Annotated in this window: 17 protein-coding genes; 8 read left to right on the top strand and 9 right to left on the bottom strand. The window is 58.2% G+C overall.

Translation table 11 applies throughout. The features are described from left to right. Positions 1-85: 85 nt before the first annotated feature. The 4 genes from HUW52_RS13770 to HUW52_RS13785 form a co-directional block, all read right to left on the bottom strand. Positions 86-961, bottom strand: a complete 876-nt coding sequence (locus HUW52_RS13770; protein WP_175553946.1) for an ABC transporter permease subunit — start codon at positions 959-961, stop codon at positions 86-88. Beyond that, the gene (locus HUW52_RS13775) at positions 958-1,839 is read right to left on the bottom strand and encodes an ABC transporter permease subunit (RefSeq protein WP_371042493.1); all 882 of its coding nucleotides are present in this window, start codon (positions 1,837-1,839) and stop codon (positions 958-960) included. The genes HUW52_RS13770 and HUW52_RS13775 overlap by 4 nt, the downstream gene beginning before the upstream one ends. 29 nt (positions 1,840-1,868) lie before the next feature. Continuing rightward, the gene (locus HUW52_RS13780) at positions 1,869-3,011 is read right to left on the bottom strand and encodes an ABC transporter ATP-binding protein (RefSeq protein ID WP_007919249.1); all 1,143 of its coding nucleotides are present in this window, start codon (positions 3,009-3,011) and stop codon (positions 1,869-1,871) included. A gap of 365 nt (positions 3,012-3,376) precedes the next feature. After that, entirely contained in the window at positions 3,377-4,138 is a 762-nt protein-coding gene (locus tag HUW52_RS13785; RefSeq protein ID WP_016987687.1) for a gamma-glutamyl-gamma-aminobutyrate hydrolase family protein, read from the bottom strand. Between the two features lie 282 nt (positions 4,139-4,420). Between HUW52_RS13785 and HUW52_RS13790 the strand changes: the two genes are divergently transcribed. From HUW52_RS13790 to HUW52_RS30170, 5 genes are all read left to right on the top strand, one after another. Next, the gene (locus tag HUW52_RS13790; protein WP_064120847.1) at positions 4,421-5,797 is read left to right on the top strand and encodes a glutamine synthetase family protein; all 1,377 of its coding nucleotides are present in this window, start codon (positions 4,421-4,423) and stop codon (positions 5,795-5,797) included. Between the two features lie 272 nt (positions 5,798-6,069). Next, positions 6,070-7,560 (top strand): aldehyde dehydrogenase, encoded by a 1,491-nt coding sequence (locus tag HUW52_RS13795; RefSeq protein WP_175553947.1) that lies wholly within the window; start codon positions 6,070-6,072, stop codon positions 7,558-7,560. A 49-nt stretch (positions 7,561-7,609) separates the two neighbouring features. Beyond that, a complete protein-coding gene (locus tag HUW52_RS13800; RefSeq protein WP_016987688.1) occupies positions 7,610-8,893 on the top strand; it encodes an FAD-binding oxidoreductase in 1,284 nt (427 codons plus the stop codon). A gap of 440 nt (positions 8,894-9,333) precedes the next feature. Continuing rightward, a complete protein-coding gene (locus HUW52_RS13805) occupies positions 9,334-9,882 on the top strand; it encodes a cupin domain-containing protein (RefSeq protein WP_042558757.1) in 549 nt (182 codons plus the stop codon). A gap of 327 nt (positions 9,883-10,209) precedes the next feature. Further along, positions 10,210-11,265, top strand: a complete 1,056-nt coding sequence (locus HUW52_RS30170; RefSeq protein WP_218586345.1) for a hypothetical protein — start codon at positions 10,210-10,212, stop codon at positions 11,263-11,265. 448 nt (positions 11,266-11,713) lie between these two features. On the opposite strand, the gene HUW52_RS13815 is transcribed toward HUW52_RS30170, so the two are convergent. Beyond that, on the bottom strand, positions 11,714-12,001 hold the full coding sequence (locus HUW52_RS13815; RefSeq protein ID WP_175553948.1) for a fructose-bisphosphate aldolase: 288 nt from the start codon (positions 11,999-12,001) through the stop codon (positions 11,714-11,716). A 511-nt stretch (positions 12,002-12,512) separates the two neighbouring features. Further along, positions 12,513-12,944, bottom strand: a complete 432-nt coding sequence (locus HUW52_RS13820; protein ID WP_150605173.1) for a hypothetical protein — start codon at positions 12,942-12,944, stop codon at positions 12,513-12,515. Positions 12,945-13,166: 222 nt separating this feature from the next. Here HUW52_RS13820 and HUW52_RS13825 point away from each other — a divergent pair, with 222 nt between their 5' ends. From HUW52_RS13825 to HUW52_RS13835, 3 genes are all read left to right on the top strand, one after another. Then, positions 13,167-13,589 carry an HD domain-containing protein gene (locus tag HUW52_RS13825; RefSeq protein ID WP_150605172.1) on the top strand — a complete coding sequence of 141 codons (423 nt, stop codon included), beginning with the start codon at positions 13,167-13,169 and terminating at the stop codon, positions 13,587-13,589. Between the two features lie 46 nt (positions 13,590-13,635). After that, positions 13,636-14,655 (top strand): AbrB family transcriptional regulator, encoded by a 1,020-nt coding sequence (locus HUW52_RS13830; protein ID WP_175553949.1) that lies wholly within the window; start codon positions 13,636-13,638, stop codon positions 14,653-14,655. Positions 14,656-14,940: 285 nt separating this feature from the next. Beyond that, positions 14,941-15,387 carry a YMGG-like glycine zipper-containing protein gene (locus HUW52_RS13835; RefSeq protein WP_102899238.1) on the top strand — a complete coding sequence of 149 codons (447 nt, stop codon included), beginning with the start codon at positions 14,941-14,943 and terminating at the stop codon, positions 15,385-15,387. Here HUW52_RS13835 and HUW52_RS13840 read toward each other — a convergent pair. Genes HUW52_RS13840 through HUW52_RS13850 form a run of 3 tightly spaced genes read right to left on the bottom strand, consistent with a single transcriptional unit; the run spans position 15,372 to position 19,057 of the window. Then, positions 15,372-16,397, bottom strand: a complete 1,026-nt coding sequence (locus HUW52_RS13840) for a DUF2955 domain-containing protein (protein ID WP_175553950.1) — start codon at positions 16,395-16,397, stop codon at positions 15,372-15,374. The genes HUW52_RS13835 and HUW52_RS13840 overlap by 16 nt on opposite strands. Continuing rightward, complete coding sequence (locus HUW52_RS13845; RefSeq protein WP_175553951.1) at positions 16,387-17,511, bottom strand: HlyD family secretion protein; 1,125 nt, start codon at positions 17,509-17,511, stop codon at positions 16,387-16,389. The genes HUW52_RS13840 and HUW52_RS13845 overlap by 11 nt, the downstream gene beginning before the upstream one ends. Further along, complete coding sequence (locus HUW52_RS13850) at positions 17,504-19,057, bottom strand: efflux transporter outer membrane subunit (protein ID WP_256668305.1); 1,554 nt, start codon at positions 19,055-19,057, stop codon at positions 17,504-17,506. Before HUW52_RS13850 ends, HUW52_RS13845 begins: the two co-directional genes overlap by 8 nt. Positions 19,058-19,100: the final 43 nt, after the last annotated feature.

The following is a 19,100-nucleotide window of genomic DNA, read 5'->3' on the forward strand; positions in this document are numbered from 1 at the left end:
AACTCCATTCTTTTTATTCACGTTACGCAAAGCCCCCTCACCCTGACCCTCTCCCATAGGAGAGGGGCGGGGTGAGGGATACAGGTTAAGCAGTTGCTGCGGATTGCTGAGGTTGCCACGACTCATGCGCCGTCTGATCCATCGCTTCCTGAATCGCTTTTTTGCGGTTGGCTTCTGCCTTGCGGCCGAAGTACCAGACCAGGAAAGTCACCAGCGACACCGCCAGCAGAATCAGGCTGGCCACGGCGTTGATCTCAGGCTTCACACCCAGACGTACCGCCGAGAACACTTCCATCGGCAGGGTCGTCGAACCCGGCCCGGAGACGAAGCTGGCCAACACCAGGTCATCCAGCGACAAGGCGAACGACATCATCCCGCCCGCCGCCAGCGACGGCGCAATCATGGGAATGGTGATCAGGAAAAACACCTTGAACGGCTTCGCACCGAGATCCATCGCCGCTTCTTCGATCGACAGGTCCAGTTCGCGAAGGCGGGCGGAGACTACCACCGCGACATAAGCGGCACAAAACGTGGTGTGGGCGATCCAGATCGTAACGATGCCACGTTCCTGCGGCCAGCCAATCAACTGCGCCATGGCCACGAACAGCAGCAACAGCGACAGACCGGTGATCACCTCAGGCATCACCAACGGCGCGGTGACCAGACCACCGAACAGCGTGCGGCCCTTGAAGCGTGTCACACGAGTCAGCACGAACGCGGCGAGGGTGCCCAGTGCGACGGCGGCAATCGCGGTGTAGCAGGCGATTTCCAGCGAGCGCACCACCGAGCCCATCAGTTGCGTGTTGTCGAGCAAGCCGACGTACCACTTCACCGACCAGCCACCCCACACCGTCACCAGTTTCGAGGCGTTGAACGAGTAGATCACCAGAATCAGCATCGGCAGATAAATGAACACCAGACCGAAGATCAGCATGAATTTGGAAAAACCGAAGCGTTTCATCCCCGTGCCTCCATCTCTTTGGCCTGGCTGCGGTTGAACAGCAGAATCGGCACAATCAGGATCAACAGCATCACCACCGCCAGCGCAGACGCCACCGGCCAGTCGCGGTTATTGAAGAACTCTTGCCACAGCACGCGACCGATCATCAGCGTCTCCGGGCCACCCAACAGTTCCGGAATCACGAACTCGCCGACCACCGGAATGAACACCAGCATGCAGCCGGCAATAATGCCGTTCTTGGCCAGCGGCACGGTGATTTTCCAGAAGTTGTTGAAGTTGCTCGAACCCAGATCCTGCGCGGCTTCCAGCAGGCTGCCATCGTGCTTGACCAGGTTGGCGTACAGCGGCAACACCATGAACGGCAGGTAGGCGTAAACCACACCGATATACACCGCAGTGTTGGTGTTGAGGATCTCGATCGGGTGATCGGTCAGCCCCGTCCACATCAGAAACGCGTTGAGCAAACCGTTGTTACTGAGGATGCCCATCCACGCGTAAACGCGGATCAGGATCGCGGTCCAGGTCGGCATCATGATCAACAGCAGCAGGACGTTTTGCGTTTCCTTGCCGGTCTTGGTGATCGCGTAGGCCATCGGGAAACCGATCAGCAGACACATCATCGTGCTCAGCGCCGCGACCTTCAGCGAGCCGAGGTAGGCCGACAGGTACAACTCGTCTTCGCCGAGCATGGTGTAGTTGCCGATGTTCAGCAGCAGCTGGAATTTCTGTTCGGCGTAGGTGTAGATCTCCGAGTACGGCGGGATCGACAGCGCGGCTTCCGAGAAGCTGATCTTCATCACCAGAAAGAACGGCAGCATGAAGAACAGGAACAGCCAGATGAACGGGATGCCGATCACCAGTTTTCGCCCGCTGGGCACCAGGCGCAGGAATTGCTGATTGAAGGTTTTCATGAGCGCAGTACCACGCCGCTGTCGTCTTCCCACCAGACGTAGACTTTGTCGTCCCAGGTCGGGCGCGCGCCACGGCGTTCGGCGTTGGCCATGAACGACTGGACGATTTTGCCGCCGGGCAATTCGACGTAGAACACCGAGTGACCGCCGAGGTAGGCGATGTCATGCACCTTGCCTTCGGACCAGTTGTAGCGGAACTCCGGTTGGGTGGTGCTGACGAGCATTTTTTCCGGACGGATCGCGTAGGTGACCGACTTGTCCTGCACCGAGGTGCTGACGCCGTGACCGACGTAGATCTTCTGCTGCAAGTCCGGGCTGTGGATGATCGCGTGACCTTCAAGGTCTTCCACCACGGTGCCGTCGAAGGCGTTCACATTGCCGATGAATTCGCAGACCATGCGGCTGACCGGGGCTTCATAGATGTCGACCGGACTGCCGATCTGCGCGATCCAGCCGAGGTGCATGATCGCGATGCGCTCGGCCATGGTCATGGCTTCTTCCTGGTCGTGAGTCACCATCACGCAGGTCACGCCAACGCGTTCGATGATCTGCACCAGTTCCAGTTGCATCTGCGAACGCAGCTTTTTATCCAGCGCACCCATTGGCTCGTCGAGCAGCAACAGCTTCGGACGCTTGGCCAGCGAGCGGGCGAGGGCGACGCGCTGGCGCTGGCCGCCGGACAACTGGTGCGGGCGGCGTTTGGCGTATTGGGTCATGTGCACCAGACGCAGCATTTCATCGACACGGGCATCGATTTCGCTGGCCGGCAAACGATCTTGCTTGAGGCCGAAGGCGATGTTCTGCGCAACGGTCATGTGTGGGAACAGCGCGTAGGACTGGAACATCATGTTGATCGGCCGCTCGTACGGCGGCATGTCGGTGATGTCCACGCCGTCGAGCAGAATCCGCCCTTCGGTCGGGCGCTCGAAACCGGCGAGCATGCGCAGCAGGGTCGATTTGCCCGAACCGGAGCCACCGAGCAGGGCGAAGATCTCGCCCTGATGGATCTCCAGGGACACATCGTCCACGGCCACGGTTTCGTCGAACTTCTTGGTGACACGATCGACTTTCACCAGAACCTTTTTCGGTTGCTGATGACCTTCAAGTGCCTTCCTGTAAGTGCTGGAGGCGTTTGCCATGTGAAACTCCCAACAGGTTTCGTTCGCGCGGCCAATGTGGCCGGGCTTAAGTGGATTGCAAGCCTGCAGGTGCATTCCCGCTCGGATCACATCTCCTTGTGGGAGCGAGCTTGCTCGCGAAGACGTCGTGTCAGCCGACATCGTTGTTACCTGACACACCGCTTTCGCGAGCAAGCTCGCTCCCACAGGGTTTTGTATTGATCTGACGGTCTTGCTCCTGCCATCCGGCTTGTTCGGCGCCGCCGTCCTGGCTGCCTGGGTCGTACTTGTTGTTATTACGGGTGTTGCTGTTCACGAATGACGGATGCGCGCAGGCACACCCGACTTCCGTGGGGGCAGTAAATCGTTATGGATTCTTGGTTGTGTCAGCGCTTATTGCGCCGCGCCGCCCGTTGTCGGCAAGCCGCGCCGAATGCCTGGAAAATCTTCAGGTAGTTCGGGTTGTCGAGCACTTGCCATTCCGGGTGCCATTGCACGCCGAGGGCGAAAGTCGGGCTGTGCTCGACCGAGACCGCCTCGATCAAGCCGTCCGGCGCCACCGCTTCGGCCCGCAGGCCGGGGGCGAGGCGGTCGATGCCCTGGCTGTGAATCGAGTTGACCTGGAACTCGCCCGGCAGCTCCAGCGCTTCGAACACGCCGCCGCCCAATACCGTCACCGCATGGGCCGGTGCGTATTGCACGGCCACATCAGGGCTGTCGGCTTCACGGTGATCGAGCATGCCCGGCAGCTCATGCACCTTCTGATGCAGGCTGCCGCCGAATGCCACGTTCATTTCCTGGAAGCCACGGCAAATGCCGAGCACCGGAACGCCCGCCGCAATGGCTGCACGCAATAAAGGAAGGGTGGTGGCATCCCGCGCCGGATCGTGATCCGTGCCGGGAGCGCTGGCCGGGCCTTGATAGTGGAAAGGTTCCACGTTGGAAGGCGAGCCGGTCAGCAGCAGACCGTCGAGTTGACCGAGCAGGTCTTCGATTTCAGTCAGGTTGCCAAGGGAAGGAATGACCACTGGCAACCCCTGAGCGCCAACGCTGACAGCACGTACGTACTTGTCGCCGCTGATGTGATAGGGGTGCAGGCCAATCTGTTTGACGCACGCAGTAACGCCGATCAATGGCTTGAATGCCATTTTTATTCACCTCGAAGTTTGACACTTGAACGAGCTTTTCCGGAGCTTAGCCTCGTTGATTTTAATTAACAACTGCCATGTAAAAAATTCTAAACGCCGTTCATCAAATCTTCATGAATCTCGGGGCTGCGGCGCCTGTATTGGCGCGAAGGTGTTAAAAAAAGCCCGAAAAATAAACCCTGAGCGGTCATCTGTTCGCTATTGACTTCACTTTGCCGTTCGGGTTGACTGGCTCGGCGAAACAGCAGTGAACATAATAATTAACAGCTAAATAGGTGCATCATGTCGGTCCCTCTGCGTACCGTTCAACTCAACGAAGCAAACGCATTCCTTAAGAAATATCCTGAGGTTTTGTACGTCGACCTTCTGATTGCGGATATGAACGGTGTGGTGCGCGGCAAGCGCATCGAACGCACCAGTCTTCATAAGGTTTACGAGAAAGGCATCAACCTGCCGGCCTCGCTTTTCGCGCTCGACATCAATGGCTCCACGGTGGAAAGCACTGGCCTGGGTCTGGACATCGGCGACGCTGACCGCATCTGCTACCCGATCCCCGGCACCCTGAGCATCGAGCCGTGGCAAAAGCGCCCAACCGCACAACTTCTGATGACCATGCACGAAATCGAAGGCCAGCCGTTCTTCGCTGACCCGCGTGAAGTGCTGGCCAACGTCGTGCGCAAATTCGACGACCTCGGTCTGACCATCTGCGCGGCGTTCGAACTCGAGTTCTATCTGATCGATCAGGACAACGTGAACGGCCGTCCGCAATCGCCACGTTCGCCGGTGTCCGGCAAGCGTCCGGTGTCGACTCAGGTCTATCTGATCGACGATCTCGACGAATACGTCGATTGCCTGCAAGACATCCTCGAAGGCGCGAAAGAGCAGGGCATCCCGGCTGACGCGATCGTCAAGGAAAGCGCCCCGGCGCAGTTCGAAGTCAACCTGCATCACGTCTCCGACCCGATCAAGGCGTGCGACTACGCCGTCCTGCTCAAGCGTCTGGTGAAGAACATCGCCTACGACCACGAGATGGACACCACCTTCATGGCCAAGCCGTATCCGGGCCAGGCGGGCAACGGTCTGCACGTGCACATTTCGATCCTGGACAAAGAAGGCAACAACATCTTCGCCAGCGAGGATCCCGAGCAGAACGCCGCACTGCGTCACGCGATCGGCGGTGTGCTGGAGACCCTGCCTGCGCAAATGGCGTTCCTCTGCCCGAACGTCAACTCGTACCGCCGTTTCGGCGCGCAGTTCTACGTACCGAACTCGCCGAGCTGGGGCATCGACAACCGCACCGTGGCCGTGCGGGTACCGACCGGTTCGCCGGACGCCGTGCGCATCGAACACCGTGTTGCCGGTGCCGACGCCAACCCGTATCTGTTGATGGCTTCGGTGCTGGCCGGTATTCACCACGGTCTGACCAACCAGATCGAACCGGGCGCTCCGGTTGAAGGCAACAGCTACGAGCAGAATGAACAGAGCCTGCCGAACAACCTGCGCGACGCACTGCGCGAGCTGGACGACAGCGAAGTCATGGCCCGCTATATCGACCCGATGTACATCGACGTGTTTGTCGCGTGTAAGGAGAGCGAGCTGGCCGAGTTCGAGAACTCGATTTCTGACCTTGAGTACAACTGGTATCTGCATACGGTGTGATTGGCTGAGGCCCTCAAAAGCTGAAGAGCCCCTCACCCTAACCCTCTCCCGGAGGGAGAGGGGACTGACCGGGTTGTCTTGAGATATCCGGCAACCTGAACGATCCAGCCGATTATGGATTCGGCAAAGATTTTTCAGGTCGGCGGAGATTCTGAGCATCCCCCAATCGGTCCCCTCTACCCCTGGGAGAGGGCTAGGGTGAGGGCAGCCATCTCAAGCCAGACATCGCAGCCAGACAACACCCCCAATTCCCCCCTTGTCGAGCCACAACAATGACAACGACCCGCAACGACTGGGAACAACGCTTCCAGTCCCTGACCATCGAAGCCCGCGCATTCATCAACGGTGAATACCGCCCGGCCATCAGTGGCGATACCTTCGAATGCCTGAGCCCCGTCGACGGCCGTTTCCTCGCCTCCGTGGCCAGCACCGATGAAGCCGACGCCAACCTCGCCGTTGAAGTCGCGCGCCAGTCTTTTGAATCTGGCGTGTGGGCGAAAAAAGCCCCGGCCGAGCGCAAACGCATCCTGATTCGCTTCGCCGATCTGATCCTGCAGAACCAGGAAGAACTGGCGCTGCTGGAAACCCTCGACATGGGTAAACCGATCAGCGATTCGATGAGCATCGATATCCCGGCGACCGCCAACGCGATCCGCTGGAGCGCCGAAGCCATCGACAAGATCTACGACGAAGTCGCCGCCACACCGCATGATCAACTCGGCCTCGTCACTCGCGAGCCTTCCGGCGTGGTCGCGGCCATCGTGCCGTGGAACTTCCCGTTGATCATGGCCAGCTGGAAATTCGCTCCAGCACTGGCGGCGGGCAATTCGTTTATTCTGAAACCTTCGGAAAAATCGCCGCTGACTGCAATCCGCATCGCTCAACTTGCGCTGGATGCCGGCATTCCGAAAGGCGTGTTCAACGTGCTGCCAGGCTTCGGCCACACCGTCGGCAAAGCGTTGGCGTTGCACATGGACGTCGACGTGCTGGCCTTCACTGGCTCCACGGCGATCGCCAAGCAACTGATGATTTATGCAGGCCAAAGCAACATGAAACGCGTCTGGCTCGAAGCAGGGGGCAAGAGCCCGAACGTGGTGTTTGCCGACGCTCCGGACTTGCGCGCGGCAGCACAAGCAGCGGCCGGCGCCATTGCCTTCAACCAGGGCGAAGTCTGCACTGCGGGTTCGCGCTTGCTGGTCGAGCGTTCGATCCGCGAGCAATTCATTCCGCTGTTGGTGGAAGCGCTGCAAGTGTGGAAGCCGGGTCATTCACTCGATCCAGCCACCACCGTCGGTGCCGTGGTCGATCAGCGTCAACTCGACAACGTGCTGCGCTACATCAGCATCGGTCGCGAGCAGGGCGCCGAACTGATCGCCGGCGGCCAACGCACCCTCGAAGAAACCGGCGGCCTGTATGTGCAACCGGCGCTGTTCGACGGCGTGACCAACGCGATGACCATCGCCCAGGAAGAAATCTTCGGCCCGGTGCTGTCGCTGATCACCTTCGACACCGCTGAAGAAGCGCTGCAGATCGCCAACGACAGCATCTTCGGCCTCGCCGCCGGTGTATGGACCAGCAACCTCAGCAAGGCGCACACCTTCGCCCGTGGCCTGCGTGCCGGCAGCGTCTGGGTCAACCAGTACGACGGCGGCGACATGACCGCACCGTTCGGTGGCTTCAAACAGTCGGGCAACGGTCGCGACAAATCGCTGCACGCGTTCGACAAGTACACCGAGCTGAAAGCGACCTGGATCAAGCTCTGACTCTATTACAGCGGTGGTCGCCGTTTATTGGCGGCCCTCGGAGAAACGTATGAAACAGCAACACGTAAACAGCTACTACGCCGCCACCCGCAATGAAGTCATCGACTTTCCGGTTCTGGAAGAGTCGGTCGAGTGCGACGTCTGCATCATCGGCGCCGGTTACACCGGCCTGTCCTCGGCGCTGTTCCTCACCGAAGCCGGCTATAAAGTGACGGTGCTGGAAGCGGCGAAAGTCGGCTACGGCGCCAGCGGTCGCAACGGTGGTCAACTGGTCAACTCGTACAGTCGCGACGTCGACGTGATCGAAGAACGCTACGGCGACAAGACCGCAGAAATCCTCGGCAGCATGATCTTCGAAGGCGCCGATATCATCCGTTCGCGCATCAAGGAATACGACATCCAATGCGACTACCGCCCGGGCGGTATCTTCGCAGCGATGAACAAGAAACAACTCAACGGTCTGGCTGAGCAGAAGCGTGGCTGGGAACGTTACGGCAACCGCAATCTGAAGATGCTCGACGCGGCTGAGATTCGTCGTGAAGTCGGCTCCGATGCATACGTCGGCGGCCTGCTCGACATGCAGGGCGGCCACGTTCACCCGCTGAACCTGGCCCTCGGTGAAGCTGCGGCGATTACGCGTTTGGGCGGCAAAATCTACGAGCAGTCCGCTGCTGTGGAAATCAAATACGGCGAGCCCAACGTCGTGCGCACCGCCAAAGGCCAGGTCCGCGCCAAGTACTTGCTGATCGCCGGAAACGCTTATCTGCCGCAAGGTCTCGACAACCGCGTGACCGCGAAAAGCATGCCGTGCGGCTCGCAGATCGTCGTCACCGAACCGTTGACCGAGAAACAGGCGCGCAGCCTGATCACCAACAACTACTGCGTCGAAGACTGCAACTACCTGCTGGACTACTACCGTCTGACTGCCGACAACCGTCTGCTCTACGGCGGCGGCGTGGTCTACGGCGCGCGGGAGCCGGACGACATCGAACAACTGATCCGCCCGAAGATCCTCAAGACCTTCCCGCAGCTCAAAGACGTCAAGATCGACTACCGCTGGACCGGCAACTTCCTGCTGACCATGTCACGCATGCCGCAATTCGGTCGCATCGAAAAGAACGCCTACTACATGCAAGGCTACAGCGGCCACGGCGTCACCTGCTCGCACCTCGCCGGCAAGCTGATCTCGGAAATGATCCGTGGCGACGCCGAACGTTTCGATGCTTTCGCATCGCTGCCACACATGCCAATGCTCGGCGGCCGCACCTTCTCCGCACCGCTCACCGCCCTCGGCGCCGTCTACTATTCGCTGCGCGACCGCTTCGGCATTTAAGTTACCTCCCCGGCGGCGGCCCAAGACCCCGCCGGTTTTTTACCTGCCAGTACATGCAACATCAATCCGACTGAAACACCAAAGATCCAAATGTAGGAGTGAGCCTGCTCGCGATGAGGCCTGTAAAGGCGCCATCACTCCTACAGAACAACACCAATTCCTGTGGGAGCGAGCTTGCTCGCGAAGGCGGCCATCCAGTCAAAAATAATGGTGAATGTGCCACCGAGTCGCGAGCAGGCGAAGGCCTACAGGATTGCATTACCATGGCAAGAAGGACTTTTACCCCACCGTCCATCGAACCTGCTGAGCAACACCGGCAAACGTGATTTAATAGCCGCCTTTCACGGTTCCGGGACACGGGAGCAACGTGATCCGCGCCCCTCGCGCGGCACCCGCCACCCACCCCCATTGCCCTTAAGTACTGCTCACATAAGGCTGTCATGGATACGGGTTCTCGACTCAAACTAGTACGCGAAAGCTACAAACTCTCCCAGCGCGAGCTGGCCCGGCGTAGCGGCGTGACCAATGCCACCATCTCCCTGATCGAACAGAATCGCGTCAGCCCCTCCGTCAGCTCCCTGAAAAAGCTGCTCGAAGGCATACCGATGTCCCTGGCCGACTTCTTCACCTTCGACCAACCCCCGCGCGAACACCAATACGTCTTCCGCGCCAATGAACAACCCGACCTCGGCCGCCATGGTTTGCGCCTGCTGCTGATCGGCGCCTCGGTACCAAGCCGCCAGATGCGCTTGCTGCGCGAGCAATACGCACCTGGCGCAAGTTCCGGGGAAGAGCCGATTGTTCACTCGGAAGGTGAGGAGTGTGGGTTGGTGACGCGCGGGACGGTTGAGTTGACCGTGGATGGCTCGGTGAGCGTGTTGAATGCCGGAGATGGGTATTACTTTCCGACGACATTGCCGCATAAGTTTCGCAATATCGGGGCGGACGAGGCTGAGATTATTAGTGCGAATACGCCGGCGAATTTTTGACGTTGATTTTTCGCAGCACATACTCCCTCAACAGCTTAAAAAGCCGCAGGAATGCGGTTTTTTTATATTTATTTTTATTAACTCATTCCGTTGCATGTGATAAGTTTAGTAATGTCTATGTGCTATCATCCGGGGCGGAAATGAAGATGATCGCGAAAATTTGCGATTTAGGTTTCTTCGTTGATAGCATCTTTCGTGTTGCAGGGCTTGAAAAAACGAATGCAGCTGTTCTTTAGATAGTGTCGACAAAAGATATATTGATTGGTGTGTGCGTGTTTGCGTGTTGGGTCGATAACTCTGGTCTGAATTTGTAATTGAGGTGAGTCTTTGTTTGGAAAAATTGCTGGTTTACTGGGGCTTGTGAGTGAAGATAGATCAATCCCAGCTATTATACTTAATACAAGGCGGCTCAATCGCTTCTCGAAAGGTTCCTTGTGTTTTTCATTCTTTTTGACGCTGATGGCGTATCTGCTTTGGATTTATCCAATATTTGAAGAGGTGGATGTCACTAATTCAGCAGTTGTTGGTGTGGTGACTTCGAAGGATTATCAGTCGATCACGGGGAGCCAATTTGAAAGACTTGCTTCTTACAATGAGGGTTTTTTGAGTGATGCTGATTTTGGAAGGTATGATTTACATGGTGTTGGAGCTTTTAAAGGTGTGGTTGTTAAATTTGATCTCAAGCTCGTGCCCACATCGGAGGAGAGGGTTGGAGGGGGTAAGAAATATAGGTATGAAAGTAGTTATAGAGTGGTTTTAAATTTTGGGCACTTGGTTCTGTTTTTGATGATTGAGGCGTGTATCTTGTTGTTCGGTTGGTATTTTCTTCTATTAAAGCCTCCTGCGGCTCAAATCGAGTTTGAAGAGGATGTGTTAAAAAATTTCTTTGCTTTTGAATCAGGTAAGAATGCTTCTCAAAGCGTAAGTGTTGAAGAGCGAATCGAGTTGCTGTTTCAAAGATTTCATGGTTTTGCGAAAGACTTGAGAGTGCGTCAACGTAATCGTCCGGCTCTTTTAGTAAATGATGAATATGACGTTCAGTATTTGCTTTTTGCCTTGTTGAGAATGTATTTCTCAGATGTTAAACCCGAGGATGTGGCTCCGAGCGTCATGGGCGGGGGATCAAGGGTGGATTTCTTAATTTCAGATGAGGAATTGGTTGTAGAAGTCAAGATGGCACGGGCGAGTATGGATGATCGAACTCTGGGTGATGAGTTGATTCTTGATATTGCAAGATATCGTTCGCACCCATTGTGCAAAACAATTATCTTTTTTGTATACGATCCGGACGGGCATATCAGAAATCCCGCTGCTTTAAGAAAAGAATTTCGATCGGATTCCGATGATTTGAAAGTTGTCGTCGTATTCGCTCCGGATTTTTAATGCTTCTTCGTAAAGGTGGCATATTTGTCACCTTTATAAAGTTATTTTTATTTATATCTTTGTTTTGTAACGAGCGTGTTTTTTTCTAAGGTGAGGTATGTTGTGTTCAGTCGGCTACGATGCAGTATCAATAACAATTTATAGCTGTTATGCTTATATTAAGCGAGGCCGTTCACCATCATTTGGTTTTGGTACGGTCACGTTGGCATTCAAGGGTCCTCTCTCTGAAATTTTTCTTCCTTGCATTAGTTGAAGGGGGTTAAAAGTGAAATCAGAATCTTGATTGACTAGGTGTTCGGCAACATAAGGCTCACTGAATTGCTGACGTCCAGTTGCTGATCCGGATGCTAGAAAATCGCTATCGTTATTTCCATCTCTCATTGTGAAGAAGTGTGGCTATTAAAGAAATGTGGATGCGGAATGACATCCACTTTCCATACTTATCCCGTTACGTTGTAGTCTCAAAGCCTCGCTGTTCAATTACCCGAAACACGTCACTCACGTCCTGCACCATTATCCTAGCGATGTTGGTGACGGTGTTGATGTCGTGTTCTGCGTAGTCGGGGAGGCTGGAGCAGGCGATGAGGTCGAGGTATTTGAGGACGGCGTTGAGGCGTTCGGCGAGGCAGGCGTGGAGTTCGCGTAGTGGGGAATCGGCGTCGATCAGGAGAACGGGGTGGTCGGTGGCGGGGTGGGACATGTGGGCGTAGTGGTGGAGCGGTTTTTTAATCGTCATTAGGAAAGCCCTCTCAGAAAAAAAGAGCCACCTGTCTGCTGCGAAACAAATGGGTGGCGGTTGTGAGCGGGTTCGCAGACCGAGGAGAAAGACTAAGACCCGGCAGACTCGAAAGTCTCCCGCACACAACCGCCATAAAACGTAATGCCGGCGAATTTTGCCAGAATTGTCGTTAGACGGTGTTAGTCATATCTCTTCAGGGCTGCGAAACCCTCGCTGACTGCGGTCAGCAACTGCCCCACTCTAGGTAGCAATTTCGAAAGCCACAACCGACCTGTAGGACGCAGACCCACCCCTGTGGCGAGGGAGCTTGCTCCCGCTCGACGACGCAGTTGTCGCATTCCGTGGCGTGCGGCGTGTCTGGAGAAATGAGCTCACCGGTTTGGGGCCGCTTCGCAACCCATCGGGTATGAATCCCTTCGCCACAAGGGGTGTTTTCCTACGCGTTTTTCAGACTCCAATTCGGTCGATCTCAAGGCATGGCTTTTGTTTGGTGCTCGGGCCACAAACACTACTTCGCCTTCCAATTCCCCCCACCACTTTCACAATCAATCTTCGCCTGCCCCAAATCCTCCGCGCCGTAGTAATACGTGGTCACCTGCGCACCATCCGGTATGTTCAACGCCTTGGCGTTTTTGTCCTTGCTCGTGGAGTGTGGGTTGGCGAGGGATTCCTGAGTGAGGGTGGCGATGCAAGTGGCCTGGTAGTGGTCGTCGCATTGCTGGACCTTTTTCTTGACCGCGTTGACCATGTCTTTGCTTTCGTTGCTGCACGACCAGTCGATGGCGTTGACGGGCGTGCCTTCGTATTCGTAGCAACTGTGCCCGGATACTGTCGGCACGGCGGAGCTGGATGAGCGGGTCTGGACGTCGCAGCCTTCGGCCATGACGCAGGTGGGAATGACGCTGAAGGTGGCGACCAGAAGCAGGAATCGAATGTTCATCGGTGTTTCCTCTTCAATGGCGCCGGTTCTGAGCATTCAGTTGGCGCTATAGGGTTTCGAGAGGGCGTAGATGACGGAGGTTCAATCGGGTTTTTCATTTGCGCGGTTCGCGTAGACTGCGAAACAATCGGAAACATTCGACGCGCCCAAGGAGTGGAAATTGCCCATGATTGAAATCAGCAGTCGCAACGACTCTCCCGCCTCGCGCCAACGGAGATGCTCATGACTCAAACACTCGAACGCGCCATTGCCATCGCCGCCACCGCACACGCCGGGCAGGTGGACAAGGGTGGGGCGCCGTACATTTTGCATCCGCTGAAAGTCATGCTGCGCATGACCACGCTGGAAGAACGCATCGTCGCGGTGCTGCACGATGTGGTCGAGGATTGCGAAATCAGTCTCGATGATCTGCGCAAGGAAGGTTTCAGCGAAGGCGTGCTTAGCGCCATCGAATCGGTGACCAAAGTGCCCGGCGAGTCCTACGAGGATTTCGTCGAACGCGCCGCGCAGAACCCGATCGGCCGGGTGGTGAAACTGGCTGATCTGGAAGAGAACAGCGACCTGTCGCGGATTGCCTCGCCGAGTTGGGAGGATCTGGAGCGGATCGAGAAGTATCGGCGCGCGATTGGCCGGTTGCGCTCATAAAACTACGCAATCCCCCTGTAGGAGCTTAATTGCCAGGAAGGCATCTATGAAATCCATTCTCTGTTTGTTGATCGCCGCCGGGTTTGGCGCGGTGTTGCAGTCCCTCGGCGTGCCTCACGGTTTGCTGTTGGGCTCGATTCTTGTCACTGCATTGGTCGCCACTAAATCAGGTTTCGCCCCCGTGACGCCTTATGGCCTGGGCTACATACAGGTGGCGCTGGGCATCGCCACGGGGCTGATGTTCGAAGCGTGGGACAGCGCGACGGCATCGGCCATGTTGCCCGGCCTTGGCGTATTGCTGCTGTGCTTGATCGTGCAGATTACGTTGGCTGCGCTGTGGCTGACGCGCGGGGCAGGGTGGAATCGCACTGATGCATTGTTGGCGGTATACCCGGGCGCATTGGCAGCGGTTTTCGATTTGCTGGAGTCGGAAAAGGCCTCAAGCAAAGTCATCATCGTGCACTTGATGCGGCTGTTGCTGATCACCGTGTTGGTGAGTTTTTTGATTCCGGGACAGGCATCGGTGGCGGTGATTGAAAGCGCTCCGTTGACGACCGGGATGGCACTGACCGTGTTTGCGGTGATCGGCTTGAGTGTCGTGCTTGGACGCTTGCTGCTGGTGATCGGCGTACCGGCGCCGTTTATGCTCACGGCGATCATCATCACGGCGGTTTTTGTCAAAGCAGGATGGCTGCACAGCTTCCACATGCCGGATTGGAGTTTGAATCTGGCTTCACTGATTCTGGGTGTACGCATCGGCTCGCGGTTTCAGGGTTTGGGCGTCAGGGAATTGGGCCTGCATGGCCGCACGGCGCTGGTCTCGGTCGGGTTGATGATCGTGGTGGCGGCGGCATTTGCTGAAGTGGCGGCGCGGTTGTTGGACAGTGATCCGCTGTCGCTGTGGCTGGCGTATATGCCGGGGGCGATCGAAACGATTGCAATCGTCGCGTTCGCGGGAGGGCTGAATGTGGTGTTTATTCTGACCCATCATTTGGCGCGGATGGTGCTGCTGCATTTTGCTCCGGCGTTGTTGGTGCAGGTGCGGCGGGTGCGGGAAACTTCCTGATTTGGATTGTGTCAGCTCAATCGATCCCCCTCACCCCAGCCCTCTCCCGGAGGGAGAGGGAGCCGACCGTGGTGTTTTGCGCGATGCATCGACCTGAACGACCTTATTGATTATGGATTCACTGCAAGGAATTTCACGTCGGCGTACTACTTGAATATCCCGCAATCAGTTCCCTCTCCCTCCGGGAGAGGGCTAGGGTGAGGGGGGCGCTTGATTCAACACCATGAACTACACTCCCTCATTACCCCGCAACACCGCCAACCCCAGGCCCCGCCGGAGGTAACGATGAATCGCCTAACGCCCATCGCGCTGATGATCGCTGCCCTGTACATCACTCAAGCCAGCGCCGAATCCATCGTCCCGCTCAAAGGCCAGACCTCGCAACAAACCCAGATCGACATTAACGATTGTCACTCCATCGCCTCGACTTCAACGACTTCAACACCCCAGGCGGGTGGTCGTCTCAAGGGCGCCGCTGTCGGTGCCGCCGCCGGAGCTGCAGGTTCTGAAGTCCGCGGTCGTCAACACGACGAGGTTTACGACCGCGTCGACGATGATCGCAAGCAGGATTACCGACAGAACCGTGCGCAGCAAACCGCCGCGGCCGGTGCGGTAGTCGGTGGCTCTCGACAGCGGCAAGAGCGGCGCGCGCAGAGCAAAACCGATGCAGCGGCCAGTTCCAGTGCCTACACCGGGTGTTTGCAAGGGCGCGGCTATCAGGTCACGCCTTGACGGCGGGTTCTGTGCCCATGGAGCAGGTGCATCATCAAAACGCCGTAAAGCGTTACCAGGATAAACAGGGCCATGCGCACGGCAAATGCTGTGTAGACGTCTTTGCCTGCCGCGCTGTCCTGCACCGATTGACCGAGCAGGATGATCATTGTTATCAAGTTGTTGAGCCAGAACCCCGGGCTGAATTGCGTCGGGCTGAGGCGATAGAGTTTGCGCGCCAGCCATAGCCCGATCAGCAACATCCACAGGAAGAACATCCACAAGTGCACGAAAAGGCTTAATCCGCACCACACCAGCACCGCCAAAACGCCGGAGAGCAGGGTCGAACCGACCAGTTCGCGCCCCGCGTGATGAGTGTTTGTCGTGGAGCTTTGTTGGCCGAGGCTGACGGCTTTGAGGATGATCGGCATGTAACTGGTCGGGTCGCTCAGGGCCAGCAAAAAGGTTGGCAGCACGATCAGCGTGGCGCGCAGGGCCACGCGCGGTACCTCGTCGGCGGGCATGGCGGGCGGCTTGGGTGGGACGGGGCTGTTTGCCGGTTCCGGGAATAATGCGTGGCTGACGCCAACCACCGCGACTGCCAGCAACAGGCCTTTGACCAACGCACCAATCACCGCTATCGCCAGATCGAATTCAGCGAACCCGGCGGCGGAGATCATGGTCATGCCGATCACCAGAAAGGTCACGATCAATGGGTTGCCACCGCGCAAGCCGAAGCGAAACACCAGAAACAAACCGAGGCCAATCAACAGCACGCCGCTCACCGGGTAATAACGCAGCAGTGGCACCAGCAGCAGGCCGATGCTGGTGGTGAGCGCCGCGACCAACGCCAGCACCAACGCGCCTTTCAACGGCAATGGCCGCGGCAGGCTGGCCAGCAGCAGCACCGCCAACACCGGAGAGATAAACGCCAGCGGCAAAGCCAGCGCATAACTCGCGGCAGTGCACAGCGCGGTGCCGAACGCCAGGCGCAAGGCCCTTTGCGCCGGGACGCTGCGCTCAATAGGCATAAGACAGCCAGCTCATCAAGCCGACAAACAGCCGTCCCAGCGGATTGAGCGGATTGCCTTCGCTGGGAAAGGCCATGACTTCAGCCTGGCCGCCAGCACGGATCGCGCGACTGTCGATCAGGCGTTTCTTTGCCACTGGCGTGAACTCGATGATCACCGGAAAACGCTGCGCCGGCCGTAACCAGTCGCGGCTGTTCTGAATGCTTGGCAGCGTGCCCGGCGCAGGTGTCTGGCCGACGCTGACGCCATAACCGACGCTGCGCACCTGCCCATCAAGTACTGCGCCGGGCAACGCGTCGAGGACGATGGCCACCGGCGTTCCGGGTTGCACACGGCCAAGGTTGTTTTCGGTGAGGTCGGCGCTGATCCATACGTCGTGGATGGCAATCAAGGTCATCACCGGGCTGCCGGCTGCAGTGAACTGGCCGACGTCGGTGCGCAGGTCAGTGATCAATCCGGCCGAACGCGCACCGATGCGGGTGTTGGCCAGGTCCAGTTCGGCCTTGGCCAGTGCCGAAGCGGCGCTGCGCAATTGCGCGTTGGTCTCGGTGTTGCCACCTTCCTGTTCCTGGGCGCGTTGCACCTCGGCACGGGCGGCGGCGACTTGGGCGACAGCTTGTTCGCGGTTGGCCCGAGACACTTCCAGCAAGCGCACGGAGACGGTGCCGGGATCCTGTCTGTACAAGCCCTCAAGGCGTTGATTGTCCTGCCGCGCCTTGAGTTCGTTGGCTTGCGCGGCACGCAACGAAGCCTGCGCCGAGGCGATGCCGGCGGTGCTGGCGCCGACTTGCCGACGGGTTGATTCCAGATCGGCTTTGGCGCGATCTACAGCGATTTGCAGCGGCTGCGGATCGAGTTCGAAGAGGATGTCACCCGCCTTTACGTCCTGATTGTTGCGCACGTTGACGCGGGTCACCCGACCGGCGACTTCGGCAGCGACCGGAATCACGAAAGCACCGACCCGCGCCTGCTGGGTGTAGGGCGTGTAGCGGTCGGCGAGCAGGTACCAGGCCAGGCTCAGTACGATCAGCAACAGCACCCAGCGGATGCTTTTTTTTGCCGGATCCGGTTGCGCAGGCGCGGGGGCCGGGGCGGGTGGCGCGGCTTCAGTCATGACGGGTTACCTGCGATGGGAGGGGATACGCCGGTTGGGCGGGCGGCGCGCTGAGCAGGTCGCCCCAATCAGTGCGTTGTTGCATCTGTTGCCGTGTTGGCTCATCGATCTGCGGGGCATTGCTTTGCCAACCGCCACCAAGGGCTTTGTACAGCGCGATCAGGTTGCTCACGGCGTTGCTGCGGCTGACCAGATAGTTGTCCTGCAATTCCAGCAGTGCGCGTTGCGCGTCGAGTACCCGCTGAAAGTCCGAATAGCCTTCGCGGTATTGCGTGTTGGCGAGCACCAGCGAGCGCCGCGCCGCACCTTCGGCTTCACGCAGAATGCGTTCGCGCTCCAACGCTTTGCTCAGGCCACTGGCGGCATCGTCAGCCTCGCGTGCGGCCTGGCGAACCTTGTCGCGGTAGGCCTCGATCAGTTGCTGCAAACGCGCGTCCTGGACCCGCACGTTGTTGCGGATGCGCCCGTAATCGAAGATGTTCCAGCGCAGGCTCGGGCCGCCGATCAGGTCGAAACTGCGCGGAGTGGCGCCGAGGGTATCGCTTGACCAGACGATGCTGCCGAGTAAGGTCAGCGACGGATACAGATCGGTTTCGGCGACCCCGACCAACGCCGATTGCGCGGCGACATTCAGTTCCGCCGCACGCACGTCCGGGCGGCGCAGCAGCAGGTTGGCCGGAACGTCCTGCAGTACGGCGCGATCCGTCAGCGGGATCAGCCCGGTTTGCTCGGCCAGCGATGCTGCGCCACCGGGCGGCTGGCCAACCAGCACCGCCAGAGCGTTGCGCGTGCGCAACAGTTGATCCTCGAAGGCCGGAATGCTGCTCAGCGTGCCGAGGTATTGGGTTTTCGCCTGTTGCAGGTCGAGTTCGGCCGTCTGGCCGCTGCTGAAGAGTTTTTCAGTTATCTCGAAATTGCGCTTCTGCTGGACGGCGTTTTCCCGGGCAACGCGCAGTCGTGCCTCGGTGGTGCGCAGGGAGAAATAGGTGTCGGCGACTTGCGCGCGCAGGAGTACGAGGGCGTCCTCGTAGTTGGCCTGTGCGGCGAAATAGCTGGCGTCCGAGGATTCGATGGCACGGCTGAAGCGGCCCCAGAAATCCAGCTCCCAACCGACATCGAACGCGGCGTTGTGCTGCCAGAAGTGCAGATCCTGTGGATTGCTGCCGCCCGACTGATGACGGTCGACATACAGGCTGTCGACCCCGACCTGTTGCAGTTGCGGGTAGCGACCGCTTTCGGCGATGCCCAGTTGGGCGCGGGCTTCGAGTACCCGCAGGCCGGCGATTTTCAGGCTGCTGTTATGCGCATCGGCGGCGGCGATCAGGCGGTCGAGTATCGGGTCGGCAAACACCTGCCACCACTGGCGCAGATCCGGTTGGGCAGCGCGTTCGCTGGCCTGCTCCAGTGCCGCGCTGTTCCACTGCTTGCTCCACGCTTCGCCCGGCGCCTGGAAGTCCGGCCCCAGGCGTACGCAGCTGCTGACACTCAAGGCGCCAAGCAACAACAGGTAACCGGGCCGCGTCAGCAGGGCTGTTGTTGAAGGCATTGCGTTATGTCCCTGACCCGCAAATATCAGTGGAGCATAGACG

Source organism: Pseudomonas sp. 43A, from assembly GCF_013363935.1.
In the GTDB taxonomy this organism is placed as follows: Bacteria; Pseudomonadota; Gammaproteobacteria; order Pseudomonadales; family Pseudomonadaceae; genus Aquipseudomonas; species Aquipseudomonas crudilactis.